The organism is Pseudonocardia sp. EC080619-01, from assembly GCF_001420995.1.
In the GTDB taxonomy this organism is placed as follows: Bacteria; Actinomycetota; Actinomycetes; order Mycobacteriales; family Pseudonocardiaceae; genus Pseudonocardia.
Map to the genome: position 1 here is coordinate 166495 of NZ_CP012186.1, position 26160 is coordinate 192654.

27 protein-coding genes and 2 pseudogenes are annotated in these 26160 nt (G+C 72.2%); 19 read left to right on the forward strand and 10 right to left on the reverse strand.

Features of this window, described 5'->3' with window-relative positions:
• Nucleotides 1–93 precede the first annotated feature (93 nt).
• The 15 genes and pseudogenes from AD017_RS32935 to AD017_RS32995 all read left to right on the forward strand — a co-directional run bounded on the left by AD017_RS32935 (nt 94) and on the right by AD017_RS32995 (nt 11540).
• On the forward strand, nt 94–495 hold the full coding sequence (locus AD017_RS32935) for a hypothetical protein (RefSeq protein WP_060577594.1): 402 nt from the start codon (nt 94–96) through the stop codon (nt 493–495).
• Nucleotides 492–1064: a hypothetical protein gene (locus AD017_RS32940; protein WP_060577595.1), complete on the forward strand. Its 573-nt coding sequence runs from the start codon at nt 492–494 to the stop codon at nt 1062–1064. The genes AD017_RS32935 and AD017_RS32940 overlap by 4 nt, the downstream gene beginning before the upstream one ends.
• 349 nt (nt 1065–1413) lie before the next feature.
• Nucleotides 1414–1821 (forward strand): single-stranded DNA-binding protein, encoded by a 408-nt coding sequence (locus tag AD017_RS32945; RefSeq protein ID WP_060577596.1) that lies wholly within the window; start codon nt 1414–1416, stop codon nt 1819–1821.
• 95 nt (nt 1822–1916) lie between these two features.
• Nucleotides 1917–2159, forward strand: a pseudogene (locus tag AD017_RS36950) (WhiB family transcriptional regulator); the annotation flags it as partial.
• A 39-nt stretch (nt 2160–2198) separates the two neighbouring features.
• A pseudogene (locus AD017_RS36955) lies at nt 2199–2321 on the forward strand (helix-turn-helix domain-containing protein); the annotation flags it as partial.
• Between the two features lie 522 nt (nt 2322–2843).
• Nucleotides 2844–2951 (forward strand): albusnodin family lasso peptide, encoded by a 108-nt coding sequence (locus tag AD017_RS35070; RefSeq protein ID WP_139319120.1) that lies wholly within the window; start codon nt 2844–2846, stop codon nt 2949–2951.
• A gap of 116 nt (nt 2952–3067) precedes the next feature.
• A complete protein-coding gene (locus AD017_RS32955; protein WP_060577597.1) occupies nt 3068–4861 on the forward strand; it encodes an albusnodin/ikarugamycin family macrolactam cyclase in 1794 nt (597 codons plus the stop codon).
• Entirely contained in the window at nt 4861–5625 is a 765-nt protein-coding gene (locus AD017_RS32960; protein ID WP_060577598.1) for a lasso peptide biosynthesis B2 protein, read from the forward strand. Before AD017_RS32955 ends, AD017_RS32960 begins: the two co-directional genes overlap by 1 nt.
• On the forward strand, nt 5622–6251 hold the full coding sequence (locus AD017_RS32965) for a GNAT family protein (RefSeq protein WP_349675501.1): 630 nt from the start codon (nt 5622–5624) through the stop codon (nt 6249–6251). Before AD017_RS32960 ends, AD017_RS32965 begins: the two co-directional genes overlap by 4 nt.
• Nucleotides 6252–6664: 413 nt before the next feature.
• On the forward strand, nt 6665–7660 hold the full coding sequence (locus tag AD017_RS32970; RefSeq protein WP_227013418.1) for a bifunctional DNA primase/polymerase: 996 nt from the start codon (nt 6665–6667) through the stop codon (nt 7658–7660).
• Between the two features lie 15 nt (nt 7661–7675).
• Nucleotides 7676–8776 (forward strand): hypothetical protein, encoded by a 1101-nt coding sequence (locus tag AD017_RS32975; protein ID WP_060577600.1) that lies wholly within the window; start codon nt 7676–7678, stop codon nt 8774–8776.
• 300 nt (nt 8777–9076) lie between these two features.
• Nucleotides 9077–9328: a hypothetical protein gene (locus AD017_RS32980; RefSeq protein WP_060577601.1), complete on the forward strand. Its 252-nt coding sequence runs from the start codon at nt 9077–9079 to the stop codon at nt 9326–9328.
• Between the two features lie 484 nt (nt 9329–9812).
• Complete coding sequence (locus tag AD017_RS32985) at nt 9813–10001, forward strand: hypothetical protein (RefSeq protein ID WP_060577602.1); 189 nt, start codon at nt 9813–9815, stop codon at nt 9999–10001.
• Nucleotides 10002–10077: 76 nt separating this feature from the next.
• A complete protein-coding gene (locus tag AD017_RS32990) occupies nt 10078–10338 on the forward strand; it encodes a hypothetical protein (protein ID WP_060577603.1) in 261 nt (86 codons plus the stop codon).
• A gap of 371 nt (nt 10339–10709) precedes the next feature.
• Complete coding sequence (locus AD017_RS32995) at nt 10710–11540, forward strand: hypothetical protein (protein WP_060577604.1); 831 nt, start codon at nt 10710–10712, stop codon at nt 11538–11540.
• A 156-nt stretch (nt 11541–11696) separates the two neighbouring features.
• Here AD017_RS32995 and AD017_RS33000 read toward each other — a convergent pair whose 3' ends face one another.
• The 5 genes from AD017_RS33000 to AD017_RS33020 all read right to left on the reverse strand — a co-directional run bounded on the left by AD017_RS33000 (nt 11697) and on the right by AD017_RS33020 (nt 15311).
• Nucleotides 11697–12155 carry a translation initiation factor IF-2 gene (locus AD017_RS33000; RefSeq protein WP_145982887.1) on the reverse strand — a complete coding sequence of 153 codons (459 nt, stop codon included), beginning with the start codon at nt 12153–12155 and terminating at the stop codon, nt 11697–11699.
• A gap of 214 nt (nt 12156–12369) precedes the next feature.
• On the reverse strand, nt 12370–12744 hold the full coding sequence (locus AD017_RS33005; protein WP_145982886.1) for a hypothetical protein: 375 nt from the start codon (nt 12742–12744) through the stop codon (nt 12370–12372).
• Between the two features lie 113 nt (nt 12745–12857).
• Nucleotides 12858–13601 carry a TetR/AcrR family transcriptional regulator gene (locus tag AD017_RS33010; RefSeq protein WP_369822016.1) on the reverse strand — a complete coding sequence of 248 codons (744 nt, stop codon included), beginning with the start codon at nt 13599–13601 and terminating at the stop codon, nt 12858–12860.
• 199 nt (nt 13602–13800) lie between these two features.
• Complete coding sequence (locus AD017_RS33015) at nt 13801–14577, reverse strand: 2-phosphosulfolactate phosphatase (RefSeq protein WP_060577608.1); 777 nt, start codon at nt 14575–14577, stop codon at nt 13801–13803.
• A 164-nt stretch (nt 14578–14741) separates the two neighbouring features.
• Nucleotides 14742–15311 carry a histidine phosphatase family protein gene (locus AD017_RS33020; protein ID WP_227013419.1) on the reverse strand — a complete coding sequence of 190 codons (570 nt, stop codon included), beginning with the start codon at nt 15309–15311 and terminating at the stop codon, nt 14742–14744.
• An 881-nt stretch (nt 15312–16192) separates the two neighbouring features.
• Here AD017_RS33020 and AD017_RS33030 point away from each other — a divergent pair.
• The 3 genes from AD017_RS33030 to AD017_RS33040 all read left to right on the forward strand — a co-directional run bounded on the left by AD017_RS33030 (nt 16193) and on the right by AD017_RS33040 (nt 18986).
• The gene (locus tag AD017_RS33030; RefSeq protein WP_238592127.1) at nt 16193–16747 is read left to right on the forward strand and encodes an ATP-binding cassette domain-containing protein; all 555 of its coding nucleotides are present in this window, start codon (nt 16193–16195) and stop codon (nt 16745–16747) included.
• Entirely contained in the window at nt 16747–18198 is a 1452-nt protein-coding gene (locus AD017_RS33035) for a DUF6297 family protein (RefSeq protein ID WP_060577609.1), read from the forward strand. Before AD017_RS33030 ends, AD017_RS33035 begins: the two co-directional genes overlap by 1 nt.
• 116 nt (nt 18199–18314) lie before the next feature.
• Nucleotides 18315–18986, forward strand: a complete 672-nt coding sequence (locus tag AD017_RS33040; RefSeq protein WP_145986129.1) for a hypothetical protein — start codon at nt 18315–18317, stop codon at nt 18984–18986.
• 10 nt (nt 18987–18996) lie between these two features.
• Here AD017_RS33040 and AD017_RS33045 read toward each other — a convergent pair whose 3' ends face one another.
• The 5 genes from AD017_RS33045 to AD017_RS33065 all read right to left on the reverse strand — a co-directional run bounded on the left by AD017_RS33045 (nt 18997) and on the right by AD017_RS33065 (nt 23984).
• Nucleotides 18997–20016 (reverse strand): methyltransferase, encoded by a 1020-nt coding sequence (locus tag AD017_RS33045; RefSeq protein ID WP_060577611.1) that lies wholly within the window; start codon nt 20014–20016, stop codon nt 18997–18999.
• Between the two features lie 24 nt (nt 20017–20040).
• Nucleotides 20041–20358, reverse strand: a complete 318-nt coding sequence (locus tag AD017_RS33050; RefSeq protein WP_060577612.1) for a hypothetical protein — start codon at nt 20356–20358, stop codon at nt 20041–20043.
• Entirely contained in the window at nt 20355–22604 is a 2250-nt protein-coding gene (locus tag AD017_RS33055) for a lanthionine synthetase LanC family protein (RefSeq protein ID WP_145982885.1), read from the reverse strand. The genes AD017_RS33050 and AD017_RS33055 overlap by 4 nt, the downstream gene beginning before the upstream one ends.
• Nucleotides 22601–23503, reverse strand: coding sequence for a phosphotransferase family protein (locus AD017_RS33060; protein ID WP_060577614.1), 903 nt, complete (start codon nt 23501–23503; stop codon nt 22601–22603). The genes AD017_RS33055 and AD017_RS33060 overlap by 4 nt, the downstream gene beginning before the upstream one ends.
• A gap of 214 nt (nt 23504–23717) precedes the next feature.
• Entirely contained in the window at nt 23718–23984 is a 267-nt protein-coding gene (locus AD017_RS33065) for a hypothetical protein (RefSeq protein ID WP_060577615.1), read from the reverse strand.
• 271 nt (nt 23985–24255) lie between these two features.
• On the opposite strand from AD017_RS33065, the gene AD017_RS33070 reads away from it, so the two are divergent.
• Complete coding sequence (locus tag AD017_RS33070) at nt 24256–26019, forward strand: ABC transporter ATP-binding protein (RefSeq protein ID WP_060577616.1); 1764 nt, start codon at nt 24256–24258, stop codon at nt 26017–26019.
• Nucleotides 26020–26160: the final 141 nt, after the last annotated feature.

A 26160-nucleotide genomic window follows, 5' to 3' on the forward strand; every position in this document is an offset into this window, starting at 1 on the left:
CCTCCGGCCACGAGGACGGGCACTCCCGTTCCCCTGGCCACCGATCACCACAGGCTCTGGCTCCGAGCCGGTCCCGAACGAGAGGCACACGCGATGAACACCCTGGCCCACATCAACGGCGAGATCCTCCACGTTCCCGGCCTGACCCTCTGGGGTCGGCGCCAGGTCCGCGGACTCCACACCAAGCACTCGCTGATCTGCTCCGGCCCCGCCGGAGCCGTCGAGCTCTGGGCTCACCTCGATGCGCCGGACATGGGCGGGGTGGAGTTCCACGACGTGCGCGAGCAGGTGCCCGGCGAGGGCCCGGAGCCGTGTGACCTGCTGCCCGGCGGGATGTGCTTCGTCGAGGGCAGCAGCGGCATCTACACCCGCCAGTTCCTCCCGATGATCACCGCCGGTCAGTCCCGCGACGTCTGCGAGCACCTCACCGACCTCTACGTCATCCACCACGGCGGCCTGCCCGCCCGAACACCAGCAGCAGGGAGCCGACCGTGACCGTCACCTTCTTCCCCGCCAAGCCCGCCGCCGGCGCGACCGTGCTCGGCGCGTCCATCCACTGCGCCGCAGACCCGCGCCAGGACCGGCGCCGGTTCCGCGACTACACCGCCGCGGCCGCGGGCCTGGCCGAACACCACCGGTTCTGCACGGACCCGTGGTGCGGGGGCCGCGCGGGCTACGTCGTCGAGCACCGCAGCACCGACGACGAACCACGCCTGGACGTGGCCAGCGTCCACGCGCGCACGCTGCTGCGTGCCCTGGGCCTGTGCCCGGAGATCGGCGCCGGCGACCTGCACCCGGCGTCCATGGCCGGGATCGCGCCGTCCACTCCGCAGGACGCCGAGGATGCCCTGGTGGGATCTCTGCCCGCGGAGCTGATGCTCGGCCGGGTCGAGCTGGCCTTGGCGGCGGCGCCCGCCGACGCCGGCGTCCCCGTCACCGAGCACCGCGACGGCGCGGTGCTCGACTTCGGGCGCCCGGCCGGGTGGCTACAGGACCGGCTCTCGGTGCTGCGCGAGGTCACGCTCTACGCGCTAGCCCACCAGCGCGACGTCGTCTGGGTCTGAGCATAGGTCTGAGCGCTGTGGCTTTCTGCTGACGGCGGCCGTGCCCGCCACGCTGCGACGCGTCGGCCGGGAAACGAGTGCCCGTACTGGTCGGGATGCCTCCTGGGGATGTCGGTGCCCAGGTATGGAGACGCCCGAAGGTCAGCACCCCGGCGCGAGGTACGCGGCGATGAACCGGCGCCCGGACGCCGAGCGGGTGGGACGGCGCCTCACTGCGTTCGGACCCGCTTCGCGGGTTCCCACCCGTTCGGGCCAGCACCGAACCCCCGCCGCCCCTGACGGGCCTCGCGCCGCCGCGCTGAGGCAGGGCCGCGTCACCAACCAGCCCGACACCCCCTGGAGGCACCCCATGAACGAGATCACCCTCGCCGGCAACATCGGCAAGGCGCCCGAGCTGCTCTACAGCGAGCACACCGGGGACGCGGTCCTGCGGTTCTCGATCGCCCAGAACGACCGCTACTTCGACCGCCGCAGCGGCGAGTGGCGCGAGAACCCCCCGGTCTGGACCGAGGTGGTCGCCTTCCGCGAGCTGGCCGAGAACACCGCGGAGTCGCTGCACGCCGGTGACGCCGTGATCGTGATCGGCAAGCTCGCCGACAACTCCTTCACCCCCGCCGGGGCCGACTACCCGGTCCGGCGCACCGAGCTGCGGGCCCAGACCATCGGCGCGGACCTGCGCCGCGCGCGGGCCAGCGTGACCCGCCAGCCCGGGCGTGAGCGGACCGGTTCGACCACCGCTCCCCAGACGGCCGACTGACCCCCGGTCGGCCACCGGGCGGGGCACCCAGCCACCCCTCAGGCGGTGCCCCGCCCGGTCTCCACCCACCCGACCGCCGAAAGAGGTGAGCAGCGATGAACTTCCTGGACAACGCCCTGCCGTGTCGCGACGAGGACCCGGAGCTGTTCTTCGTCGTCGGGTCCGGGCCAGCCGCCGAGCACCAGCTCGACGCCGCCAAGGCCGTTTGCCGCCGGTGCCCAGCCATGGCCGCCTGCCGGGAGTGGGCCCTGTCCACCGGGCAGATCGGGGTATGGGGCGGGCTGAGCGAGGACGAGCGCCGCGCCCTACGGCGAGGCCGCGACGCCGGCCGCCCCCGCCGCACCGACCACCGGACTCCACGCAGTGAACGGGCCCGACGACGAGCTGAGGCCATCGCTCGGGTCGAGCAGGGCGATCGGATCGACGACGTCGCCGCCCAGACCGGTGTCAGCCGCCGCACCATCGATCGATGGCGGGCCGACGCCCGCACCAGCGCATGACCGGACCGGCCCAGAGCCAGGCCCGCCGGGACCGATCGGTCCCGGCGGGGGTGACGATCGACAACGGCTCCAGCTGCGTCGAACGATAGTCGTCAGACCACTACCGACGCCCACGCGCTGCGCCGCCGCCCGGAGCCGGGGTGAGTGAGGCCTGGTGCCGGTAGCACGACCGCGGCCGGGACCACCGTGGCGCCGGGGCGGAGCATCCTCCGCCGTCGATGTGGGGACGTGGTGACTCTGCACCCCACGGTCCGCCTTTCCCACCGATGCCGCGCCGGCCGCACCCGACGCGGGTGACACCACCGACTTGGTTCCTCGGCCCGCCGAGTGCGGGCGGGGTGGTGTCACACCGGTCGGGCGAGCGCGCGTCCCCGGCGCGGCGGCCCGCGCGGTGCGGGCGAGTCACGTCCCACCGCGACCGGCGGTGGGCCCGGATCCGGCCGGTAGCGGCTGGGGAAGGCAGCGCGCGGCCAGTACCTGGTCGATGCGCCTACGAGCACACCCGAGAGGAGGTGATCTTGCATGTCGCAGCACAACGAGACCGAGATGGTCGAGCTGGGTGACGCCGCGGTCCTGACCGAGGGCGGTGGTTCCGGCACGTCGGAGGACAAGCGCTACGTCTACGCCTGATCCAGGGCCGTAGGCGCGAGGGCCCGGTGAACGCACTGTCGTTCACCGGGCCCTCGTCGTTACAGCACCCCACTTCTTGGGGTGCGCCGGAGAACCCGACCTGGGAGGTCGAGACGATGAGCGTTCGATGGTTCGGTGGCCGCGGCACCGCCCCTGGCCCTGCCCGCACCGGCACCGGCTGCACCGGGGCCGGGTACCCGGCCGGGGCCTGCGCGCTCGGCCGGGACGTCAGGACGGCGTGGGTGTGCGGAGACTGGCCCAGCTCGCAGGCCGCGACCGTGCAGGGCCCCGGCCGGTCGGTGGCGGTCCTGGGGCGCGCCCGCTGCGAGGTCGAGGTGCTGGAGCACTGGGTCCGACACGGTGTTCCCGACTCGGCGGTCACCGCGTTGGCCGGGGCCTACACCGTTGTGGAGATCACCGATGAGGCCACGGTGGTGCTCACCGATCCTGGCTGGGTCCAGCCCATCTACACCGCGACCACCGCCGACGGCGCCCCGCTGTGGGGATCGAGCGCAGTGGCGCTCGCCGCCCTGATCGGCGCCGACGTCGACGACACATGGCTACACGCCCACCTGCACCCGGCACACAGCACCGAGCCCGGCAGCGGGACCGGCGACCGGTCGGCGTTCGCCGGGGTCACCGCAGTACCGCCCGGTGCCCGCCTGACCGTCTCCGCGTCGGGGACCACGATCCGCCAGCTCGCCACCGACGGCGCCCCGAGCAGCGGGCCCGATCGGCCGACTGACCGGCTACGGGCGGCGATGCAGGGAACGGTCGCCGAGATCGCCGCGGGTGCCAGCTCGACCGGCCACGCAGTGGCGGCGGACTGCTCAGGCGGGATGGACTCGACGTCGCTGGCGATGCTGCTCGCCCAGTGCCGCACCGCTCGCGCCGAGGACCTGGGCCGCGCTGCTGTGGCGGTGACGGTGCACCCGGCCGGGATCACCGCGGGTGGGGATCTCGACTACGCCCGCGCTGCGGTCGCCTACGCCCGCACCGGGTTGGCCGGGCGGGCCCGGTCGCTGGAGCACCTGCTCTGCCCGCTGGATGACCGTCACGTCCCCTACGGGCGGATGGGTGAGCTGGTTCCGGCGACCGATGAGCCGGCGCCGTCCACGGTCGCGATCGCCCGGTTCGACGCCGAACTCGCGCTGCTGGCCGGTCGTGGGGTCGGGGACCTGGTGACCGGCGACGGTGGGGACACCCTGCTCGGCCCGCAGCCCGGGTACCTGCCCGACCTCGCCGCCCCGGGAACCCTGCACTCGCAGGCGCAGCTGCTGCGTCATGCGTTGGGCTGGGCCCGGCTGCGGCGCACGGCGGTCTGGCCGCTGCTCGCCGGGGCCCGCGCGGCCGCGGCCCGCGGCGAGCCGGGCGAGGCGGCACGGACCCGCACCGCGATGCGGGTCGTGGCCCGCACCGCCCGCGCCGACGCACAGATCACCGAGCAGCTCCACGGCATCACCCTGCACAACCCGTTCACCGACGCGACCGTGGTCGACGCCGCACTCGCGGTCCCCGGGCCGCTGCGCGCCGCGCCGGGTGGCTACAAACCGGTGCTGCGCCAGGCCATGGCCGGGCTGCTGCCCGAGACGGTGACGGCGCGGCGGACGAAGGGCGACTTCACCCCCGACCAGTACCGGGGACTGCGCACCCACCTCCACGCCCTCACCGGGCTCGTCGACGGCGAGCTGGCCGCCCGCGGCCTGATCGACCCCGCCCGCTACCGGGCGCTGCTCACCCGCGCCGCCGCCGGCGCCCCGAGTATCGGGTTCCACCAGCTCAACCCCGTCCTGGCGACCGAGGTGTGGCTACGCGCCCTCGACCAGCGGCCCGCGGCCGCCCGCTGGACCACCACCGACGAGGACCCGCCGCCGGCGGGTTCGACCCACTCCCGATGGGAGGTCTTCTGATGACCACGCCGCTCGTCCGTCCGGGCGAGGTCCGCGCCGCGGATCTCGGGCACACCGTCGTGCTGCTGCACGCACGCACCGGCACGGTGCGCGCCCTGCTCGGCGCCCAGCGCGAGGCCTTCCTCACCCTGGATGCCACCGGCACCTGGGCACCCGGCACCGAGACGGAGGCGCTGGCCGCGAGCCTGTCGAGCGCGGGGTTCCTGCACCCGGCCCAGCCGGGCCAGGAGCCCGCGCCGATCGTCGACATCCCGGCAACCGAGGCCAGCTGGGGCACCCAGGAAGCGCCGGGCGCACTCCCGGTGCGCGGGCCACTGTCGCCGGCGTGGGCACCGATCGCGGCGTGCGCGCTCGCGGCAGTGCTGCTCGTCCGTGCCACCGGGCGCCGGGCCCGTGCGTTCTCCCGCATGCTGCGCCTGGTCCGTATCGCGGCGGGGGTGGCGCGCCGTCCGGCGCGCGACACCCAGGTGGTCGCGGTCCTACACTGTGTGCGCGTCATCGGAGGCGTGTCTCCGTTCCGGACAGCGTGCTTGGAGGAAACCGTCGCGGCGATGCTCGCCCTGGCCGTCACCGGCCGGCGAGCTGGGTGGTGCCACGGGATCGCCGCGGATCCGATCAGGCTGCACGCCTGGCTGCGCCTCGACGGCTGCCCCGTCGGCGAGCCCCCCTCCACGCTGCGCTTCACACCACTGATCCAGCTGCCCGAACCCACCGCCACGCCTACGCGCGGCCGTGACCGGGTAGCGAGAGGAGACACCCCATGACGCTGACCTCCAACGACCACACCACCACAGACACCACCGAGACCACCGCCCCGAATGGCGACAACACCGCCGCGGCAGCGCCGCTGCTGTGGATGCGCGGCGAGCGAGCCGCGCTGGGCCCGTTCACCCGCGAGCTGGCCGAGCTGTACTGGCAGTGGGAGAACGAGCCCGCCGTGATCGTCGGGATGGGCCGCCAGACCCCGGAATCGCTCGAAGCCCGGCTGGCGGGCTACGACGCCCAGGCCCGCAGTATGGGCACGATCCCGCGGTTCACCATCTACGACCTGACCCGGCCTGGTGGGCCGGTGCCGGTCGGGACCAGTGCGCTGCGCATCGACCACTACGTGCGCACGGCGGAGTTCATCATCCTGCTCGGCGCCGACGGTCGTGGCCGAGGCCTCGCGGTCGAGGCGACTCGGCTGACCCTGGACTACGCGTTCACCATCTCGGCGCTGCGTTCGGTGTGGCTCAAGGTCCTCGCACCGAACACCGGCGCGGTCGCTGCCTACGAGAAGGCCGGGTTCGCCCACGCCGGGCGGCTGCGCCGCGCCGGGTACTGGCATGGCGCCGAAGCCGACGAGCTGATCATGGACGTCGTCGCCGACGCCCACCTGGCCACCGGCTGATCTCCCGGCTCGGCGGGCCACACCTGGCCCGCCGAGCACCAGGCCGCCCGGCGGCCACAACCCGGTGGAGCGGCTACGCCGCACGGTGACCCTGCAGGGGATCGGGCCGATCCTGCGGGCGCGTTCCTCACGCCTCAAGGGCGCTGACGCGTCGCTGTCGCGACAGCCCTGGCGGGCTGCCCTGGACCCGTGAGCCTCGACGCGCCCTCAGGGCGAGGCCCCCGAGGGGCAGGCGCACAGCCTGCCCCCGGTCGGCCGGCCCGGATCCCCGGGCGGGCACGGGGCCCACAGAGCACGGGAGGAGCACCCCCATGACCGTCACGACCAGCACCAACAGCCCCCGCAGTGTCGGGGAGCGGTGCGATGCTGTGCACGACAGCGCAACCGGGGCCGGGCGGGAGGAGGCAGCGCGCATGCCGCGACGTGTCCGCCCGCGCCTGGATCGTGAGGTGATGCGGCTGCGTCAGGTCGCGCTCGACGCCGCGGCCGCCGGGCTGTTCGTGTTCCCGGTCAAGGCCGGATCGAAGATCCCCGCCTTCCACGGCGAGACCCAGTGCCGCGGCCGCGGGCCCTGCGCCGGCGGGCATCAGGGCTGGGAACAGCGCGCCACCCGCGACCCCGCCCAGATCCGGCGCTGGTGGTCCCACACGTCGTCCCGGTGGAACGTCGGCGTGGCCTGCGGACCCTCCGGGCTGGTGGTGATCGACCTCGACACCCGCACCGAACCGCTCCCCGAGTGGGACGGAGCCACTACCGGCCGGGAGGTCCTCGACCAGCTCGCCGCCCAGCACGGCGAGATCCTGCCCGACACCTACTCCACGGTGACCCCGACCGATGGGGAGCACCTCTACTACCGGATGCCCGAGGGCCTGGCGCTGCGCAACACCCACGGCGGGCACGGGCACAGCCTCGGTCCGCTGATCGACACGAGAGCGGGTGGCGGGTTCGTCGTCGGAGCCGGCAGCATCCGCCCCGAGGGCGCCTACCTGGTCGCCGAACACGGCCAGATCGCCGAGCTCCCCGCCTGGCTGGCCACCCTGCTCACCCCACCCCCGCCGCGGCCGCGGCGCACGACACCCTTGGTCCTGTCGGCCAAGGATGCCAACGCACTGATGGCCAAGATTCTGCGCGAGGAGACCGACCACGTCACCCGCGCCCCGCAGGGACAGCGGCAATTCACCCTGCTCACCGCCGCCCGCGTGCTTGGCCAGTGGGTCGGCGGCGGGGAACTCGACGCCGACAACGCCTACGCAGTCCTCCTCGACGCCGCCACCGCGCACATCGGGGTCGCGGGATTCACCCGAGCCGAAGCCGAGCGGACCGTGACCCGCGGGATGAGCTTCGGGATGCGCGCCCCACGCACCGTCACCCGCGGCCGTAGCGCCGGTAACGACACCGGCGAGGAGTAGGACTGGAGGTGGGGGATGTCGCTGACCTCGCAGCTGCAGCAGGGTGTGCTCGCGCGGTGGTGCGCCACGCACCTGCCCGGCACCACCGCCGCGGTCGACCAGATCCGCGCCGCCTCAGCCGCGGCCGAGGTACTGCGGCCGACCGGCCGGATCGGCGCGGGACACTGGCCGATGGTGGGCGGGATCATCAGCACGCGGCTCGCCGCGCTGGTCCACGACGCCGCGCCGTACGCGGCGCTGTACGGGCTCGTCGCAGCCGAGCTGGTCTCGTCGCAGGCGAGCAACGCGATCGCGGCCGGCTACCCGGCCCAGCAGGCCGTGCTGGCCCAGGAACCGGACCTGGCTGAGGTCGCGGTGGGGCTGCGCCCCACCCCCCGGGACGTCGTCGCGCTGCTCGCGCCGCCGGCTGACGGGCACGGCGGGCGCCCCGGCGATGCCATGTTCGCTGAACTCGCCCACCGGGGCCACGTCTTCGCCCGGCGCCATGCCCCGAGCGGGGTGATCGGCACACCGGGCGCCGAGACCGCGCTCGCCCGCACCCACGCAGTGTGGACCCTCGGCGAGGACCGCTACCGGTCCGGGACCACCCCGCCGCCGCTGGCCCGCATCGCACAGGCTGGCGAGGCCACGGTGGAGCAGCTGCGCGCGCTGGCCCCACCGGCGGTCGTGGCCGACGCGGCCGCGCTCGCGCAGGTGGTCGAGTCATCGGGCACGCTCGCGGCCTGGCACGAGTGGGCCGGCGGTCCGGACCGCGGGCAGGACCTGGGCTTCGCCTCGCCGGTGCTGGTGCCGCACTGGGCGGAGGCCGACCTGCTGGTCGGCGAGACCCTGGTTGAGGTCAAGACCGTGCTGCGGGCCGATCAGCCCGCGCGGGTCGCGCGGTGGGTGTGGCAGCTGCTCGGCTACGCCTGGCTCGACCGCGGGGACCGGTGGAAGGTCCGGCATCTCGCGTTCTACCTGGCCCGGCACGGGGTCACGGTCCGGTGGTCGCTCGAGGAGTTGGAGACGCTCCTGGTCGGTGACCCGTCCCGGATCGCGGACGTGCGGGAGGAGTTTCGCGGGCTGGCCGAGCAGGCCGCGGTGAACGAGGGCGCCACCCTGTTGCCGGTGCCCTGATTGCCGGTGCCCTGAGGAGTACTGCCAGGGCCTACTCGCTCGGGCACGAGCCCGCAGGGGCGGGGCAGGCACGTCTGGATCGCCCGGAGGTCAGCACACCCCGGGTGGGTGCGCGGCGATGACCGTCGCCGACGCCGCCGCGGGTGGGACGGGCTCGCTGCCCGCTCGTCGGCCTGCGGCCGATCCCACACCGGACGGGCCAGCCCCGGATCCCCGCCGCCCCTGGCGGGCCCACCCGGGCCGTGCTGAGGCAGGGCCGCGTTCCAGCCGCACCACCCAGCCACTGCGAGGAGGACCGTGATGAGCGAGCACTTCCCGATCGTCAACCCGCGGATCGAGGACGGCCTGGCCCTGAGCGACGCGACCATGGTCGAGTTCGGTGACGGGTGCACCGACGCGATGAGCATTGTCCCCGGCGAGCACGAGGTCGGTGAGCGCGTGCCGTGCCCGAGCTGCGCGAGCGAGCACGAGATCAGCTCGGCCCTGTCGATCCCGATCGCCCACAACATCACCATCACCGAGGTCGAGCCCGAGGCCGAGGCCGGCGACTGACGCCGGCGCTCGCGTGCCGTCCGGCCTACCGGCCGGCCGGCGCGTTCGCCGGCGGTGCCGGTCACGTGGCTGGGGCACGAGGCTCGGTGCCGGTCAGAGGGGTCGTCTCACCAGGTTCGGTGCCGGTGGGCACCGCCGGGTCGCCGGCTCGGTGCCGGCCGGGGTGTTCGGGTCACCGGCTGCGGTGCCGGTCGGTCTGCAGGGTGGCTGTTCGCCAGCAGTGGTGGTGCGGGGGTGGGCCTCCGGTGCTCGGCACGTCTGGATCGCCCGGATGGTCAGCACGCCCGGGGTGGGGCAAGCGCCGACGAACCTGGCCGACCCATCCCGGTGAGACCCCGTCACCTCAAGGTGCGCCGGCGGCGGTCGCGTACAGGGTCACACCGGGATGGGCCAGCCAGGACCGCCGCCGGCCCTGCGGGCCCCCACCCCGGGCGTGCTGAGGCTGCGCCGCGTTCCAGCCGCACCGAGCACCGGAGGCCCACACATGAGCAGCACCAGCGCTACCCGACGCGTCGATATCGACACCGAGACCGGCCTCTGGACCCTCGACGGGGTCATCGGCTCCGATCTCAGCATCAACGACCAGCGCGTGCTGGAGGACCTGCTCGTCGACATCTACGAGCCGACCGACTTCGGCGACGCCGAGCTCGGCGACGACGAGCCTCCGTTCTGAGGCGGCTCGCCCACCGAGGGGCCCCGCCCGCCGGGCGGGGCCCCTCCCCGTGTGTTCCGTTGAGGAGGCCCCAGCGATGCAGATCGAGATCCACCAGACCCACACCACGAAGATCCGGGCAGGGGACCTGCTGCCACTCGACACGATCGATCGGATGCGACACGACTACGACGGCGTCCCCGCACGAGTGGACACCACCTCGTGTGCTCGGGTGACCGACGTCGTGCACCACGGCAGGGACGAGCCAGCGTCGGTCGTGCTCGCCGGCGGAGCCGTCATCGAGGCCCGGGCGGGCCGGATGATCGTGGTCGTCCGCGTCGTCGCGCCGAGCCGCTGAGGCTGACATCGGCCGCGGCCGCGGCCGCGGCGCACCCCGCGCCAGAAGCGAAGCGGTGCCAGTGGGCGGCCGCGGCCGGCGGTCGGGTGGTGGCGCTCATGGCCGCGCCGGGGCCGAGGAAACCCGGTGGACCCGCCTTCGGCGGGGTGGGCCTGACGGCCCTAGAGCTGAGCACGGCATCACTCAACGTCAAGGGCGCTGCGCAAGCTCCGCGTCGCCTTCGGCGACAGCCCTTCGGGCTGCCCTTGACGTTGAGCCTCGGATGCCGCGCGACCGCCGCTTCGCGGTGGCGGGGCAGACGCCCGCCACCCGAGACGGGCCGACAGGCCCACCCGGTCCTGTCCACCGGCCAGCGAGGGAGCGCAGTCGCGATGAACCCCACCGACACCACCACCACGAACACCACGGCGGCCGCGGCCGCGGAGCTGGGCCAGATCGCCGAGATGATCGAGCGCGGTGCGCTGCGTGGTGCTCGTGCCCGTCTCGCGCGGCTGCTGGACACCACCGACCCGGCGGCGCGGCTGCTGCTGGTGCGCTGCGTGGAGGCTCTGGAAGCCGAGCACCCGACCACGATGCTCGCCGAGCTGCGCCGCGAGTGGCGCCAGGCCGACGCCGACGGACGCGCGCTGGTCGAGGCGTGCGCCCCGAGCGCGGAACGGCGCGCGGAGAAGACCCGCGACGCCGAGCGCATCGCGCGCGCGAATCGCGCCAAGGACCAGGTTCACGCAGCCCGCAAGTCGCGCGACCTGACCAGCCGCCGGAGCGCTCCGCGCGGGCGACGGGACCCCCGAGCGGTCGAGCGCGACAGCGTCGCCCGCCGCTACTTCGCCGATCGGATCGACCCGGTCGAGGACTCCAACGAACCCCAGCACGATGACCGGCTGGACTACGACCTTGCGGCGGTGCCGCCGATGCGTGGTCTTCCGTGCGTGGCCTGCGGAGTCGAGCGTTCGACCGCCGATCAGCGCCGCGTCAACCGCGACGGGCTCTGCCAGGACTGCCGGGAGGATGGGACCCCGGGGATCGCTGTCCCGGACGCTGACGCGACCCGGAAGGTCATGCTGACCGCACGGTGCGACTACATCGCCGCCACCTCGACCAGCCCGGCCGAGCGTGACGCCCGGTTGCGGCGGGACTGGCGAGTCATGACCAAGGCCGACAAGTTCGCCGTCATTGCCTGGCGCGACGCACAGTCCACCTGACCGCCCGGCCCGGGCCGGCCATGGTCGCCGGCCCGGGCCGAACGTGGCGCTCACGGCCGCGCCGGGCCGAGGGGCTCAGAGCGGACCCACCTTCGGCGGCACAGCATCGCCCGCGACCACCAGCGGGGCCGGCCATGGAGCCGCGGCCACGGACGGTCAGGCCGTGGCCGCGTTGTCGCTCGTGGTGACCGGTGGCTTCGGTAAGGCGGCCACCGGCGGCGAATCGGTGGCCGCGCTCGCGCGGCGGGCCTGACGTAGATGTCCACGCACGCGCTTGACCGACAGCTCGAACATCGCGGCCAGGTCCTCGGCCTTCCGTCCCTCGCGGTGCAGCTCGGCGAGGACCTCGCGCTGTCGCGCCTCGACCTCCTCGAGCCGCTTCTGCGCCTCACCCTCCGCGTCGCGCCGGCGCTGCTCCAGCTCGGCGATCACCGAGTCCCGGTCGGCAACGATCTGCTCGGCATCACGGTCGGCTCGCGCGTAGCGCGCGAACGCCTCGTCCTCCCGCCGTCGGCGCTCGGCCTGATCGGCATCAAGACGATCGCGTGCCGCCGCGATGGCCTCAGCTCGATCGCGGACCTCCCGCTCCGCCTTCGCTGTCTTCCTGGTTGCCATCGTTCGTTCCCCCGCCTCCCCATCGATCCCGGACCCGCCCATAGCGGGTCACTTACCGGTGACCCCTCCCGACGTCCGGCGGGCACCAGCCCGTGTCCGCTGGGCCGTGCCCTTGGAGCCGGCACGGGCGGCAAGGCGCCGCTGTGGAGCGACGGTCGAATGACAGTCCGTCGGTCCTGAGCTATCGCGGCAAGGCCGCTTGACGTGATCTCGTCTAGGTGGTGACGCCGGGTTCAGTGGGGTCCGCACCACCGGCCACACGACGGCGGCCCGGCCGCGATCGTCGGTCGCCGAACCACCCCACCCAGGTCAGGAAGAGCCCGACCAGGGCCAGCGCGGCGAAGAACACACGGAACGCCGCGACCGCGGTCGGCGACGCCATCACCGTGTCCACACTCGATTGCACGGTGCCCGGCGCGGCGATGAGCAGGAGGCCCCGCACGGTGACGAACCACCCGAACACCGACACGGTAACCGCGGCCGGCCCACGCCAGTTGCGGTGACCGCCCACGATCACAAGGCCGCCGCCCAGCAGTAGCACTCCCAGGGCGAACACGCCGACCGGTCGACCGAGGATGTCGGCGATCATCGTGTTCAGCTCGGGCAGCCGGATCGCGTAGACCGTGGTGACCGCGGCGACGAAGGGACCGATGACGCGCGCGAACGCTCGGGTCCGAACTCGGGCGTCGGTGACAGCGGAGTTCACGTCTGGTCCTCCTTGGGCGGTCGCACTTCGTCCGGTCGGTAACCGGCCTGGGTCAGCAGGGCGCGCAGGTACCGCTCGGCCTGATCCGGTGCGGTGGTGTCCGGGTAGGCGGTGAGGTGATGCCACACCGCCCCCGTCAACAGGTCCAGCAGGACCTCGGGATCGGTGTCGCCCGGTAGCCGGCCGGCGTCGCGGGTGGCGGCGATCGCGTCGCGCCGCATCCGGTCGCGCGCACCGCCCAGCCGCTCGCGGTACGCGGCAGCGAGTTCGGGATCGTCGTCGACCGCACCGTAGAGGCGTCGCAGGAGCCTGCGTTGCCGCGGTTGCGCGAGGACCCCCGCCCAGCCGGTGATCATCTGTTCGATGTCGGTGATCTCTGGTGCGACCGGTGGATCGCCCCAAGCGGACTCGATGGCCGCGATCAGCAGTCGGGTCTTGTCCGGGAAACGTCGGTACACCGTCGCCCGGGTGACACCGGCCCGGCGGGCCACCTGCTCCACGCTCGTCGACGGGATGCCGCGGTCGATGAGTAGGTCCAGGGCCGCGGCGAGGATCGCCGCGTCAGCGCTCCTGCTGCGTGGCCGCCCAGGACTCGACCTTCTCACGCTCATACCTATAACAATACAGACCAGCTCCGTATTGTACATAGTGCCGCAGCCTCGCCCGGGCGGTCTGCATCGTGGTTTCCGGGGTGGTGAGCCGCACATCGCCCGCCACGCCAGCGTCGCCGACTCGACCATCACACCGCCGTCCGGTCCCTGACAGCCCGCGACGCTTCTTGACACTCCCGCAACGCATCCAACTGACTGGGGAGCGGCAGTCGAACGACAGTGCCCGGCCGTTCATTACGTTCGCGGCCAGAGGTGCCGTCGGCGCGAGATAGCGCAGTCCCGGGACGCTGAGCGTGGACGTGGTTGTGCGTGGCGCCTGGTCGGTGGGTCAGCTGGTGTAGATGCCGTTGAGCAGTATGGGGGTCGATGAGCTCTGGTCGAGTTCGGCGGCAATGTCGACGTCTTCGCTGAAGCCGAGGTCGTCGAGCTCGACGCCGCCAGCGCTGTGGTGCAGGGCTGTCGCGACGTCGTTGCTCACTGCGTCGAAGCAGTGCATAGCCGCGTCGGCCTCCGGTGAGAGCCGTTCCCAGCCTTGATCGACGAGGGCGCGGATGACCGCGCCCGCGCCCCAAAGGTCCTCGATCGCGGGACGCAGGCTCTGGTCGGGCCAGCGTTCACCGGCGGCGATGACGGCAATCTGGGGAGCCCGATCAGCGCTGTTGGCCTGCTGGGTGAGCCAGGTTGCGGCCGCGGTGCGGTTGCGCAGGCTCGCGCCGATGACCGTCGCCCCGATCCCAGCCATACGGGAGCTGATGTTCGAGCCGTTCGGCGACGGCAGTACGAGCCGCCGCATCGGCTCGGCGCCCCGCAGTGTGCCGGGCGAGAGGCTGACCTGGCCGGTACTCGCGGCCGTCCGGCCGACGGCCAGCGTTGCATCGTGTTCGCAGGCGAGGGCCTCGGCGCGCTGGTCACGCCAGGGGCACGGCACGACCTCGATTCCGAGGTCGCACGCCACCGTCAGGGTCGTGGTGAAGCTCAGGACGTCGACCACGACGGCGAACTCGCACCCGTCGGAGACCACCGCGGCCCCGACCGGGCCCCACTCCAGACGGACCGGGTACCGAGCCTGCGTCCCGACGGGATGCTGGTCGGTCGCCGATCCCATAGCGGGGAGCCTAGGGCGGCTGGGCTCGCGACCGGTCCCCGGCGTTCGAACATCCCGCTCGGTCGCGTTCCTCACGCCACCGCGGACCGCGCACCGGAGAACGGAGCTACTGAGCCGGAGCACGACTGGACCGCGGTCGTCGCTGCTCTCCGAGCGCCGCACGGTCACGATGCTGCAGTCGGTAGGCCGGAGCTAGTGACGGTGAACTCCCAGCCCTCACGCCAGCCGAAGTCACTGGCGATGAGTTCCTCGATGCTGATTCCGTTCACGAAGTGGTCCAATTCCCAGCGAGTGGCGACATGACCGATGACCAGCACTCGTCGTCCTTGCCAGCGGGACGTGACGTCGCGCAGGAACCCGAGAACACGATCCAGCGCCTGCTCCCAGCTCTCCCCACCGGGATATGGGGTTCGGATCCTGGCGGGCTTCTCCGCCGCCATCTGCGCTGCCGGGGCACCGTTCAAACGGCCGTAGTCACACTCGCGCAGGCGCCAGTCCAGAAAGACCGGGAGCGTCATCCCGCTGAACGCGATCCGGGTCGTCTCCGCCGCCCGTTCCAGATCCGAGCTGAACACCGCATCCAGCCCGTCGCCACGGCGGCGATCACCGAGCTCGGCGGCAAGCTCACGTCCACGCTCGGAGAGCCGGCCTGGAAGCCAACCGGTCGCCACAGACCGGTCGTTGTCCTCGCTCCAGGAATGCGTCTCGAACACCACCGTCGTCGCATCCACCACCCGCCACAGGCTAGGGCACCTGACCTGCCCGTCCTCAGCCTCCCAATGAGCCGCACGTCGGCGGGGCCAGATCAACCGACGATCGATGGGGCCAGATCACTTGACCACACCCAGGCGGCCGCACCGTACCGGCGACCGGCACCCTCGGTCCACCTCCATACCGCCGCACGATTCATGAGCGCCACCGCGATCCCGCTGGCGGCGGGCTCTCTCGCTAGCGGATAGCGTTTGACCGGGAGTTGGGGCATGGGGAGGTCGCCGCGCGGCGTAGGACCTCGTTCTCCTGCTCCCACAAGCGGATCCGCTGACGCTCCTGGCGCAACTCGACGGACTCGCTCGTCGTCGGGCCGGGACGGTCCCCGTCGTCGACCGCCGCTACGCGGCGTAGCCACTTCTGCAAGGTCATCGGATGCGCACTGAAGTCAGTCGCGACCTGCCCGATCGTGACCCGTCCTCACGGGTGCGGGCCGCACCCGGACCATGTCAGCGCGCAACTCGGCGGGTAGGGCTTAGGGCATCGATACATCCTCTCAACTCACGTACTCGGCGTGCTAGATCAGCTGTCACCTACCGCTGTAGCAGGCGAGGACTGGGTAATGGGAGGATGCCGCGGTAACGAAGTTCTGGTCGGGAACGAAAGTCTAAGCAGGGGCCGTTCGCCCTACTGGAGCTTCGTTCACCTACATAGCCGACACGCGGAAGATCAACCTGCCACGTGTCTCACGCTCAGTCACCCGCGTAGACGATCTTGGAACGGCTGGGGCGGGGGACGTGCCCGAAATGCGTTAGGATCAGATGTGACGCTCGATAGGACCCGTGTCTCGGCGTTGACGGTGCGGGCGGCGTCGAAGAGTTACGGCTCCGTCCCGTTGTTCAGCGAGGTGACGTTCGACCTGTCTGCGGGAAAGGCGATCGCGCTCACCGGTGCGAACGGAACCGGAAAGTCGACGTTGCTGCGATGCGTCGCGGGCACCGACGAACTCGACGACGGCGACGTCGAGCTGTTCGGGCGTCCGTTGATCGAAAGCGATGCGACGCAGCGCCGAGCGGTTGCGGCGCTGCTCGACGACGTCGACTACTTTCCAGACCTGTCCGTCCTGGAACATCTGCGGATGATCTCCTGGCTGCACGGGACCGAGAATGCCGACTCGGTCACCGAGACGGTGATCCGGGACGTCGGTCTGGATGCCGCGATCCATCAGCTGCCGCCGACGTTGTCCACCGGGCAGCGGCATCGGCTCGGACTTGCGTCGTGCTTCGTCCGCCCCCGAGATCTGCTCCTTCTCGACGAACCGGAACAACGGCTGGACAAAGCCGGTCGCGAGTGGTTGGGATTCCGGCTGCGGGAGGAGAAACGGAACGGAACGGCGGTGCTGTTCGCCTCGCATGACCAGACGGTGATCTCCGACGTCGCCGACGACGTGGTTTCGTTCTGATGAGCGGTCGCACGGAGACGGTCGGCGGCCGACCCGCCATCCCGTCGTGGAAGGCCGCCCGGCGGCGCCTGAGGGAGTCCAGCGGCACCACCGTGCCGTGGCGGGTGTACGCCGCCCGCCTGTTCGAACAGGCCCTGTACGTGGTCGTGTTCGGTGGTATCGCCGCGCAGGCGGTCCTCGCCACGACCGGGCCGGACGTGCCGGGCACCGCGCCGGGCCCGGGGGTGCCGGCCGACCGCACCGCAGTGGCGCTGCTGCTCACCCTGCTCGCGTTCAGCGTGCTGCTCAAGGCGCTGCTCGCGGTCGGCCCGGTCAGCACGTCCGCCGCGACGGCCAGCTGGTTGCTGGCCTCCCCGCTGGACCGGCGCACGGCGTTGCTGCGCACTGTCGCTGGGATGGTGGTGGCCGCCGTCTGTGCCGGTCTGCTGTGGCCGGGGATGGTGTACGTGCTGACCGGGTTCGGGGTGGCCGTCTCCGGCCTGGGGGTTCTGGCCTCGGGGGCCACGGCTGCCGCGTGTGTCGGCTTCGCCGTGTGCGCCCAGACCGCCCGGCGCGGCGTCGCGGCCGGATGTCAGACGGTGCTGTCCGTGCTCGCCGCAGCGAGTGCCGTCGTGCTGGTGGTCGACCGGGCGCTCGGCGGCGCCGTGCTGGACGGCGTGGTGCCGGAGGGGCTTGGGGCGGCGACCGCCCCGGCCGCCGCCTCCGCGCTGGTCGTGGTCGCCGTTGTGCTCCTTGGGGCGAGCCTGTACGCGCTCGGGTGGCTGCGGCGTTCTGCGTTGTCGTCCGGACACACGATGGCCGTCGGTCTGATGCTGTCCGTCACGTCGTTCGAGTTCGGCCTGCTCGGGATGCTGATGACCGAACGCCGGGCGATCCGGACGGGGTACGTCCGGTCGGCGCCGGTCGGGATGCGGTCCCGGCTGCTCGGGCTCGTCGCCGCGGATCTCGTCCGGCTGGTGCGGGCGCCCGGCAAGCTGCTCACCGTCGGCTGCCTGCTCGTGGTGCCCGCGCTGTTCGCGTCATCGGGACCGGGCCCGGCGACCGACTATCAGCCGGCCGTGTTCACGCTGGCCGCGTTCCTCGTCGCCGACCGCCTGGCCGGCACCCTGCGCACGGTGCTGCGATCCGCGGGTCTTCAGCGGCTGCTCGGTGTCCCGCGGCCGCACCTGGGCCTGGCGCTGAGTGTGGTGCCGTTCGCCGGCACCGTCGTCTGGTGCTGCCTCGCCGCCGTGATCGCCGGCGGGGTCCCGGTCGTCACTGTTGTGATCGCCAGTGTCGGCTCGATCGTGGTGGTCTACCGCATGGTCACCAAGCCGCCGCTGTCCTTCGACGACGGCGCCATGTTCGACGTCGGGGTGCTGGGGCCGACACCACTGGGGCTGATCAAGCAGCTGAGCCGGGGGCCGATGTTGCTGCTCGTCCTGATGATCGTGCAGACGGTCGTCGTCTGATCCGCCAGCGGGGCTGAGGGCCCCCGCCCGGACGTAGGGGGAACGTGACCGTGGAGTTCGACGGGCAGAGGGAGCACCCGGCCGGGACGGCGGGCCGTCGCGTCGGGATGGGTCGCGTGGCCGGTCGACGGGAGGGCAGGCGAGATCCTGACGGCGGGCAGCACGGGTCCGCGCCGGGCGCGGCCCGGATCACCGGACTCGTCGGCGGTTGCGAGTCCGAGATCCTGGCCTCGATCTCTGGCGGCGGTGGCGTGCTGGCCTACCTGCGCGCCCAGCGGGACGCGCACGCCGAATCGCTACGTCGCGGGGTCCGGATGCGTCTGCTGTTCGGCACTCAGGTGCTGGCCGTACCGGAACTGCTGGACGAGCTTCGGCAGCGGTCCCGGGCCGGTGCGTCGATCCGTTTCAGCGGCCACGTGTCCCGGGGCATCGCGGTGTTCGACCAGCGGACGGCGGCCTTCGCGACGCAGGGGTACTCGTTCGTTCCGTCGACCGCGGATTTGATCACCGACGAGCCGATCGTCGCCGTGCTGCACGAGCACCTGTCCCTGCTGTGGCTACACGCGGTGTCGATCGACCTGTCCCCGGATGCGGCTGTGAACGTGGACGGCGACGACGAGGTGGTGCGGACCCTGCGGGCCGGCCTGACCGACGAAGTCGCCGCGCGCACGCTCGGCCTGTCGGTCCGGACCTACCGTCGCCGGGTCGGCTCCCTGATGCGCAGGCTGGGGGCGCGGAGCCGGTTCGAAGCGGGGTTCCTGGCCAACGGCCCGCGACGCGACCGGTGACTCGGCGCCATCACGCCGGGGCGAACAGGATCGCTGATCGGTGCTCGCCGCACGCCGTCGACACCTCGGCGAGGCCGGCCGCCCGGCCCAGCGTCACCAGCGCCTCGACCGTGCGGTTCGGGCTGGGCATCTCGATGTTCAGGCGGAGCCGTCCCGCCGTCGGGTCGAACAGGTCTCCCGCGCCGCTGGGCAGGGTCAGCTCGCTGATGAGCACCCGGGCGTCCGGGCGGCAGGCTCCGTGGACGTTGCGCAGCAGACGCACCGCCCTCGCGTCGTCCCAGTCCACCAGCACGTCGGACACGATGTAGAGATCCGCCTCCGGCAGCGGATCGGTCATGAAGTCCGCCGCCACCGCCGCGTACCGGGTCGCGAAGCGGTGACCGAGCACCGTGTCCGCGACACCCACCATCGGCGCCAGATCGACGACGTGGCAGAACGAGCACAGCTCCCCGGACAGCAGCTCGTGCGCCAACCTGCCGCTCCCGGCACCCACGTCGCACACCGTGGCGGCCGGGTACGCCTCCAGGAGTCGCCAGATCGGCTCGATGTCGAGCACCGGGACGAGCCGCCCGAACTCCTGTATCGCCGCGCCGGCGTCCATCCGGGTCACGCGTTCCCAGACCGACTCCCCGTGCTGTTCCTCCAGGGCCGTCCGGCCGGAACGGGCGACATCCAGCAACGCCACGACGCTGTGGTCGACGTCGCCGCGCAGCGTTCCCAGCCGCAGTGACCCCACCAGCCAGGACTGCAGCGACGGGCCGTCGGTGTCGCATGTGAGCCGTCCCAGGGTGGTGAGACCGTACGTGTCGTCTGGCTCTTTCGTGACGACCCCGCGGGCAGCGAGATGGTCCAGGACACTGCGCAGGATCCGGGCGTCGCAACCGCACCGACAGGCCAGCTCAGGTGCAGTTCCGGGGCGCTCGTCTATGGCGTCCGGCACACCGAGCGAGACGAACACCCGCAACGCCATCGGCGTCACCAGATCGGCGAGCGCGTGCAGTGACCGGATCGCCTCGACGTCCTCGCTCACGACCGGGGGACGGTCCCGCGGCGGCTACTCACTGCAGGACCCGGCGCAGGACAGGACCGGGCTGCAGGTCATGAAGGTGAGGATCATGACCGAGACCGTCCCGTAGCGGGGGTTGAGCTGTTTGGCCAGCTCGACGAGGCGTTGCCGCTCGTCCGATCCGCCGATCAGGTCGCCGTCGAAGAACTCCATCATCTGGCTCGTCGCGTCATCGAGTGAGACGTCCCCGTAGACGAACCCGCGGGCGGAGCTGACGAACCGCTCGATGCCGGGGATCGTCGCCGTCTCCTCCCTCAATCGGGCGAGCGTGAACGTGTCGAACTTTGGTTTCGCGGACTCTGTCATGTGTCGTCCTTCCCAAGACTCGGAACCAGGGGGAACAGTGGTGACCGGACGTCGCCGGGCCGGCACTTCCGTAGCGCGGCGAGTCCGGCGCCCGCCGCTCCGGCCATCACACCGGGAGCCAGCCGCACGACGTCGGCCTGTCCGTAGTGATCGAGCGCCTCGTCCAGCAGCTGGTCCGCCCGTGCGTCGCCCTGCTGCCGGCCGGTGCGGTCCCGCACCAGGTCCAGAACCCCGACGACGGACAACTTGCCGTGGCAGGCCGACGGGTCCGCGGCGCGGCCGAGGAACCGGGCGGCGGCGTCCGTGGTCGCTTGCACCGCCACGGCCACGTCCGATTCCGGGTCCTCGAGGCGATCGCCCGCGAGCAGGCGCGCGATCGCGATGCCGGGTGCCCCGTAGCACCAGTTGAACCGCGACTCCGAGACGCCGGACGGGCCACCGGGCCAGTTCCGCGTCTCCCGGTCGAGGTACCGGCGCTCGTGGTCTGCGGCCGCGGTGACCGCGGCCGCCCACCGCCCGGAGCCACCAGACATCCGGTCCAGCACGGAGAGGGCGAGCGCGGACGCCGACGGCCCGTGTGCGAGGCCCGGCAGGACCGCCGGATCCGCGGCGCCGTCCAGTAGGCACCGGACGTGCCGGGCCAGCGGCCGCGCCAGCGATTCCGCGCGCCCGATCAGCGCGCGCCGCCGCGGGCCGGGATCGGTCTCCAGCGCCGCCCAGCAGTAGGACAGCACGGACCCGGCCACGCCGTAGATCAGGTCGTGGTGCAGTGGGTCGTCTCCGAGGGCGGGCTCGACCGCGTCCAGCAGGTAGGTGACGCCGTCGTCGCGCAGACCGGGCAGGCCGAGCGTCCGTCCGACGGCGATGACGGTGGCCGCGGCCCCGACCCGTCCTCCGTGCAGACCGTGGTGATGCTCGAGGTCGGGCAGCCGCTCCAGCGCGCCGCGCGCGGCTGCCTGGGCCGTCTCGACGAGTCGCGGCCGCTGCAGGACGGTGCCCGCATGCGCCAGGAACAACGCGATCCCGGACGTCCCGTCGTAGAACTCAGGGCCGGTCGACTCCAGCGCGGGGGACCCGGCGGTGTCCGCGCGGCGGGCGAGCCACACGCATCGTCCGCCGTCGGTCACGGCGGCGTCGGAGAGCAGGTCGGCGATGGCACCCGCCCGCTCGGCGAGCTGCCGGTCCCGCACCGCGGACCCACCGTCTCGCCCGGGGGATCTGGCGGGAGCGCGGCGGGACACGACGGCCGGGAGCACCGGCTCGTCACCGCCCGGGTTGAGATGGGTGGACCCGATGCCTCGTCCGCTGTCGGCCAGGGCCGCCGTCATGTGCCCGACCCGGGTCCGGCGGTCCGACCGTCCGCCGTTGCGGACGTGGTCCTCGCGGATACCGCGGGCGAGGATCCGGCTCATCGCCTGGCCGAAGCTCAGCCCGCCCGGCGGGTCGTCAGCGATCGCGAGGCCGTCGGCGACTCGGCGGGTGAACGCGGGCGTCCACGGCCGGACGTCCGGACCGATCCCCTCGTGGACCGACGCGATCGTGTCCCAGGTGGCGGCGAGCCGGCCCGCCGGGAGGTAGAGCACTGCGACGTCGGCGCGTTCCGGCCAGAGCGACGCGTTGTGCGCGACCTTGAGTTGGAACGGCTCCTGCTGGCCGTTCAGCTTCTCGGTCAGGTGGCTGACCAGCACCGGGGCGCCGGACCGAGTGACGTTCCAGTAGACCCGGGTGGTCGCGCCGTCCGGTGTGGCCCCGGACCGAGGTCCGCGGTCCCCGACGAACAGCACGTAGCCCGGTGACCGCAGCGGAAGGGCGGTCGGCAGACGGCGGTCGGGGGCCGCGGAGTACAGCTCCGGCTTGAGGTACCGCACGCCCCACAGCGTGAGCGCGGTGTCCGACTCGTGCTCGAACGACGGCAGCCACTGATCCCCGCCGCGGTAGGCCTGGATCAGCTCCCGGACGAAGCCTGCGTTGCTGCTCAGGATCGGGATGTCGTTGCGGGTCGCGGAGATCGGCCGCGGGGTGCCGTAGATGTAGCACGCCGAGTACAGGATGTCGGCGACGTGCGACTCCAGCGCCTCGGCGACGAGTTCGTCGGCCACCTGGGGCAGCGGCACGGCCAGCTCGCCGAACCAGCGGATTGCGCCGTCGGCGTCGATCGCGATGTGCTCGGCGATCGACTCGACGACGGCGAGGTTCGCCGCGGCCGGTGCGGTCCCGGCCACGGCGGGCGACGCAACGGGCGTCACGACGGCACCGCCCCGAGGAAGATCCGCGCCCCGGCCTCCGGACGGCGGAACAGGTTCGCCGCGACCTGGAGTAGGTGACGGCAGCCCGCGGTGACGGCCGCGACGGTGGCGCAGCGTTCCATGGTGGTCAGAACCAGGCGTCCGGCGATCCACTGCATCAGATCGGCCGGATGCACGTCCGGCCCGCCGTCTGCGCGGTAGCGGTCCAGGATTTCCCGCCCGACGCGGTGCAGGTCGCCGAGTTTCCCGGCGGAGACGTCGGCCCGCCGGTCCTTGGGCGACGTCCAGGTCTCGGCGTCCTCCAGGAAGTCGATCAGGTGCTCGGTGACCAGGGCGGAGAGATCCCACCGTGGGTCGCCCATCCCGGCTAGCTCCCAGTCGATCAAGACCAGCTCCGTGTCCGGCCGCTCGATCACGTTCTCCGGGCGCACGTCGTTGTGGATGAGCGTGCTGTTCGACCACCGCGTGTATAGCTGCCGCAGGCCGGCAGACAGATGCTCGTTCGACTGGATCAGGCGAGTGAGCTGGTGTGCCCCGTGAGTGTGGTACTGGAAGGCGCTCAACGGCGGGTCGGCGATCAGCAAGGCGGGGGACGGCCGGGCCGGGATGACCGGTTCCGGGCCGACCTCCGACCGGTGCAGACGGGCCAGGACGGATGCCACGTCGGCCGCCCGTCCGGCGCGCACGGTGCGGTCCTGCGTGATGCGCTCGAAGAGGCTGGCCCCGTCGACGCATTCGACGACGAGGCGTCCCGAGGTGAAGGAGTGCAGCCGGGGCATCGGTACCGCGGGGTTCCGTTCGGCGAGCACCCGATAGATCTCCGCCTCGTTGGCGACGGAGTAGATCGTCTCGCTGTTCGTACCCTGCTTCAGGACGAATCCGGCCGTGCCGCTGCGCACGAGGAACGTGCGGCAACGACTGGATCGGTCGTGCACCGTGATCCCTGCCCGGACGATCTGCCGAGTCGTCAGGAGCCCTATCTCGATCAGGTGGTCGATCGCTGTCGATGCGTCGAGTAGCCGTACACCGGGCGCTGTGAAATCGATGACCGATGTCATCGATCCCCGCTTCGTCCCGATGGGTGCGCGGCTACTCGACAGGAACGCACGATGATCAGCAGGTGCCGCAGCTGATCGCCAACGTACAGGCGGTGACCGTCAGCCCGATCGACGGCGTCCCGCACATCGTCTCGATGCGCTTGGTGAGCTCGACGACTCGATCGCGCTCGACCCTCCCGTCGATCATTGCGCCCTGGAAGAACGTCTCCATCTCATCGAGTGCCGCATTGATGTCGAGCTCGCCGCGGAGGTACGCCTGAGAGGCCGAGTCGAACGTCTCGGCTCCCTGGACACGGCGGAACGACGCCGCGAGCGCTTCCATCGCGGAATCGTAGGTCTCGGTCGTCTCACTCGGTAGTGTTGCGGTTGCCATGTCAACCCCTCCAGGTGCACCTGTCCGAACGTGAACGCCTTCACTCTTTCGGGTATAGAAACCAGGCGCAATGGACCGCGGTCGAATGGCAGCTTGTTGTCATTCGACCGCGGATCACGGCCAGGCGATGACAGGTTGCTGCCACGCGCCGAACGGGTTCTCGGGGGGCCGCACGGCGGTACTGTCGGCGACCCGCTGCCACGTGTCGATCGGAGGCCTCATGGGCCTGTTGCTCGCCAGAGCCCGTCCCCACGCCCTCCTGCTGACGGTAGGCCTGCTGCTCGCCCTGGCCGGGAGCGTGGCCGGCCTGGCCCAGCCGCTCGGGGCTCGGGCCGTCATCGACACGCTGGGCGGGAACGGGGCGCTCCTACAGCCCGTCCTGGTCCTCTGCGGGCTCGTGGTGGTCAGCGCGATCTGCAACGGCGCGAACTCCTACCTGCTCGGCCGGACCGGGGAACGGGTCGTGTTCGACGTCCGCCGCCGGCTGGCCGGACGGCTCGTCCGGCTGCGGACGGCCGAGCTCGATGCCCGCTCCCCCGGCGACTTGATCTCCCGCGCGACATCGGACACCACCTGGATCCGGCAGGCGACCACGACCGCACCGGTCGGGATCGTGAACGGTACCGTCGGGCTACTCGGTGCACTGATCCTGATGGCGGTCCTCGACGTCCGGCTGTTCGCGGTGACATCCGGGGTCCTGGTCGCGATCGGGCTGGTGGTCGGCTACGCGGTACCCCGCATCCGGGCGGCGACGCAGACGGCGCAGTCGTCGGTGGGGATCGTCGGTTCCGCCCTGGACCGCGCGCTCGGGGCGATCCGGACGGTGAAAGCCGCCGGCGCCGAGAGCCGAGAGCAGGCGACGGTGGAGGACGCGGCCGAGCGGGCGTACCGGGCCGGCCTCACCGGCGTCCGCTGGACGGCCCTGCTCGCCGTGGTCGCCGAGCTGTCCCTGCAGGTGTCGTTTCTGGCCGTGCTCGGCGTGGGCGGCGGTTTCGTCGCGGCCGGGTCCCTGCCGGTGTCCACGCTCGTCGCATTCCTGCTGTACCTGTTCTACATCGCGGGCCCGCTCACCGAGCTGGTCACCGCCCTGACCGCGCTGCAGCAGGGACTCGGCGCGGCGAACCGGCTCACCGAGGTCGAGGAGATGGCCGTCGAGGAGGACACCGAGCCCGGCCATGCCGTGGCCGCGGTGCGGACGCCGCCTCCCGCACTGCGCTTCGAAGGGGTCCGGTTCGGCTACCCGGGCCGCGAGGACGTCCTGCACGACGTCACGTTCGAGGTCCCCGCCGGGAAGCGGGTGGCTCTGGTCGGGCCGTCCGGATCCGGCAAGACGACGCTGCTGTCCCTCGTGCTGCGCTTCCACGACCCGCTCGCGGGGACGATCCGCCTTGACAGCACGGACCTGACCACGATCCGGCGCGCGGACGTGCGCAGACGCATCGGCTACGTCGAGCAGGACGCCGCCGTCGTCGAGGGGACGTTGCGGGAGAATCTGCTCTACGCGGCGGCCGGTGCGGATGACGCCGAGCTGAGGAGAGCGGCCCAGCAAAGCTGCCTGGACGAGCTCGTGGACCGGCTCCCGGACGGCCTGGACTCCGCCGTCGGGGCACGCGGGATCACCCTGTCCGGCGGGGAGCGACAGCGGATCGCTATCGCGCGAGCGTTGCTGCGACGCCCGGGCCTGCTGCTGCTCGATGAGGCGACGGCGCACCTGGACGCCCGCACGGAGGATGCGATGAGCGCGGTGCTGACCGGCCGAGACATCGGGTGCACTGTGCTCGTCGTCGCCCACCGTCTCGCGACCGTCCGGGACGCCGATCTGATCGTCGTCGTCGACCGGGGGCGCGTCCGGGCCCGGGGCACCCATGCCGAGCTGCTGGCGACCGACCCGCTCTACCGCGAGTTCACAGCCACCCAGCTCGCCGCCGAGAACAGCACCGCGAACGGTGGCGCGCCGGTCACGGTGTCAGACCGCAATCAGTAAAGGTCGGCCCCACAGACGGAACGAGGTTGCCGGGGACTCGGAACGGCATCTCTGGCTGGGGCGATCGGCGACGGTCGCGACACGCGCCTACGGGTGTGGGGTGGCCCTGGTAGGGCTCTGCGGTGTAGCAACGCTGGTCCT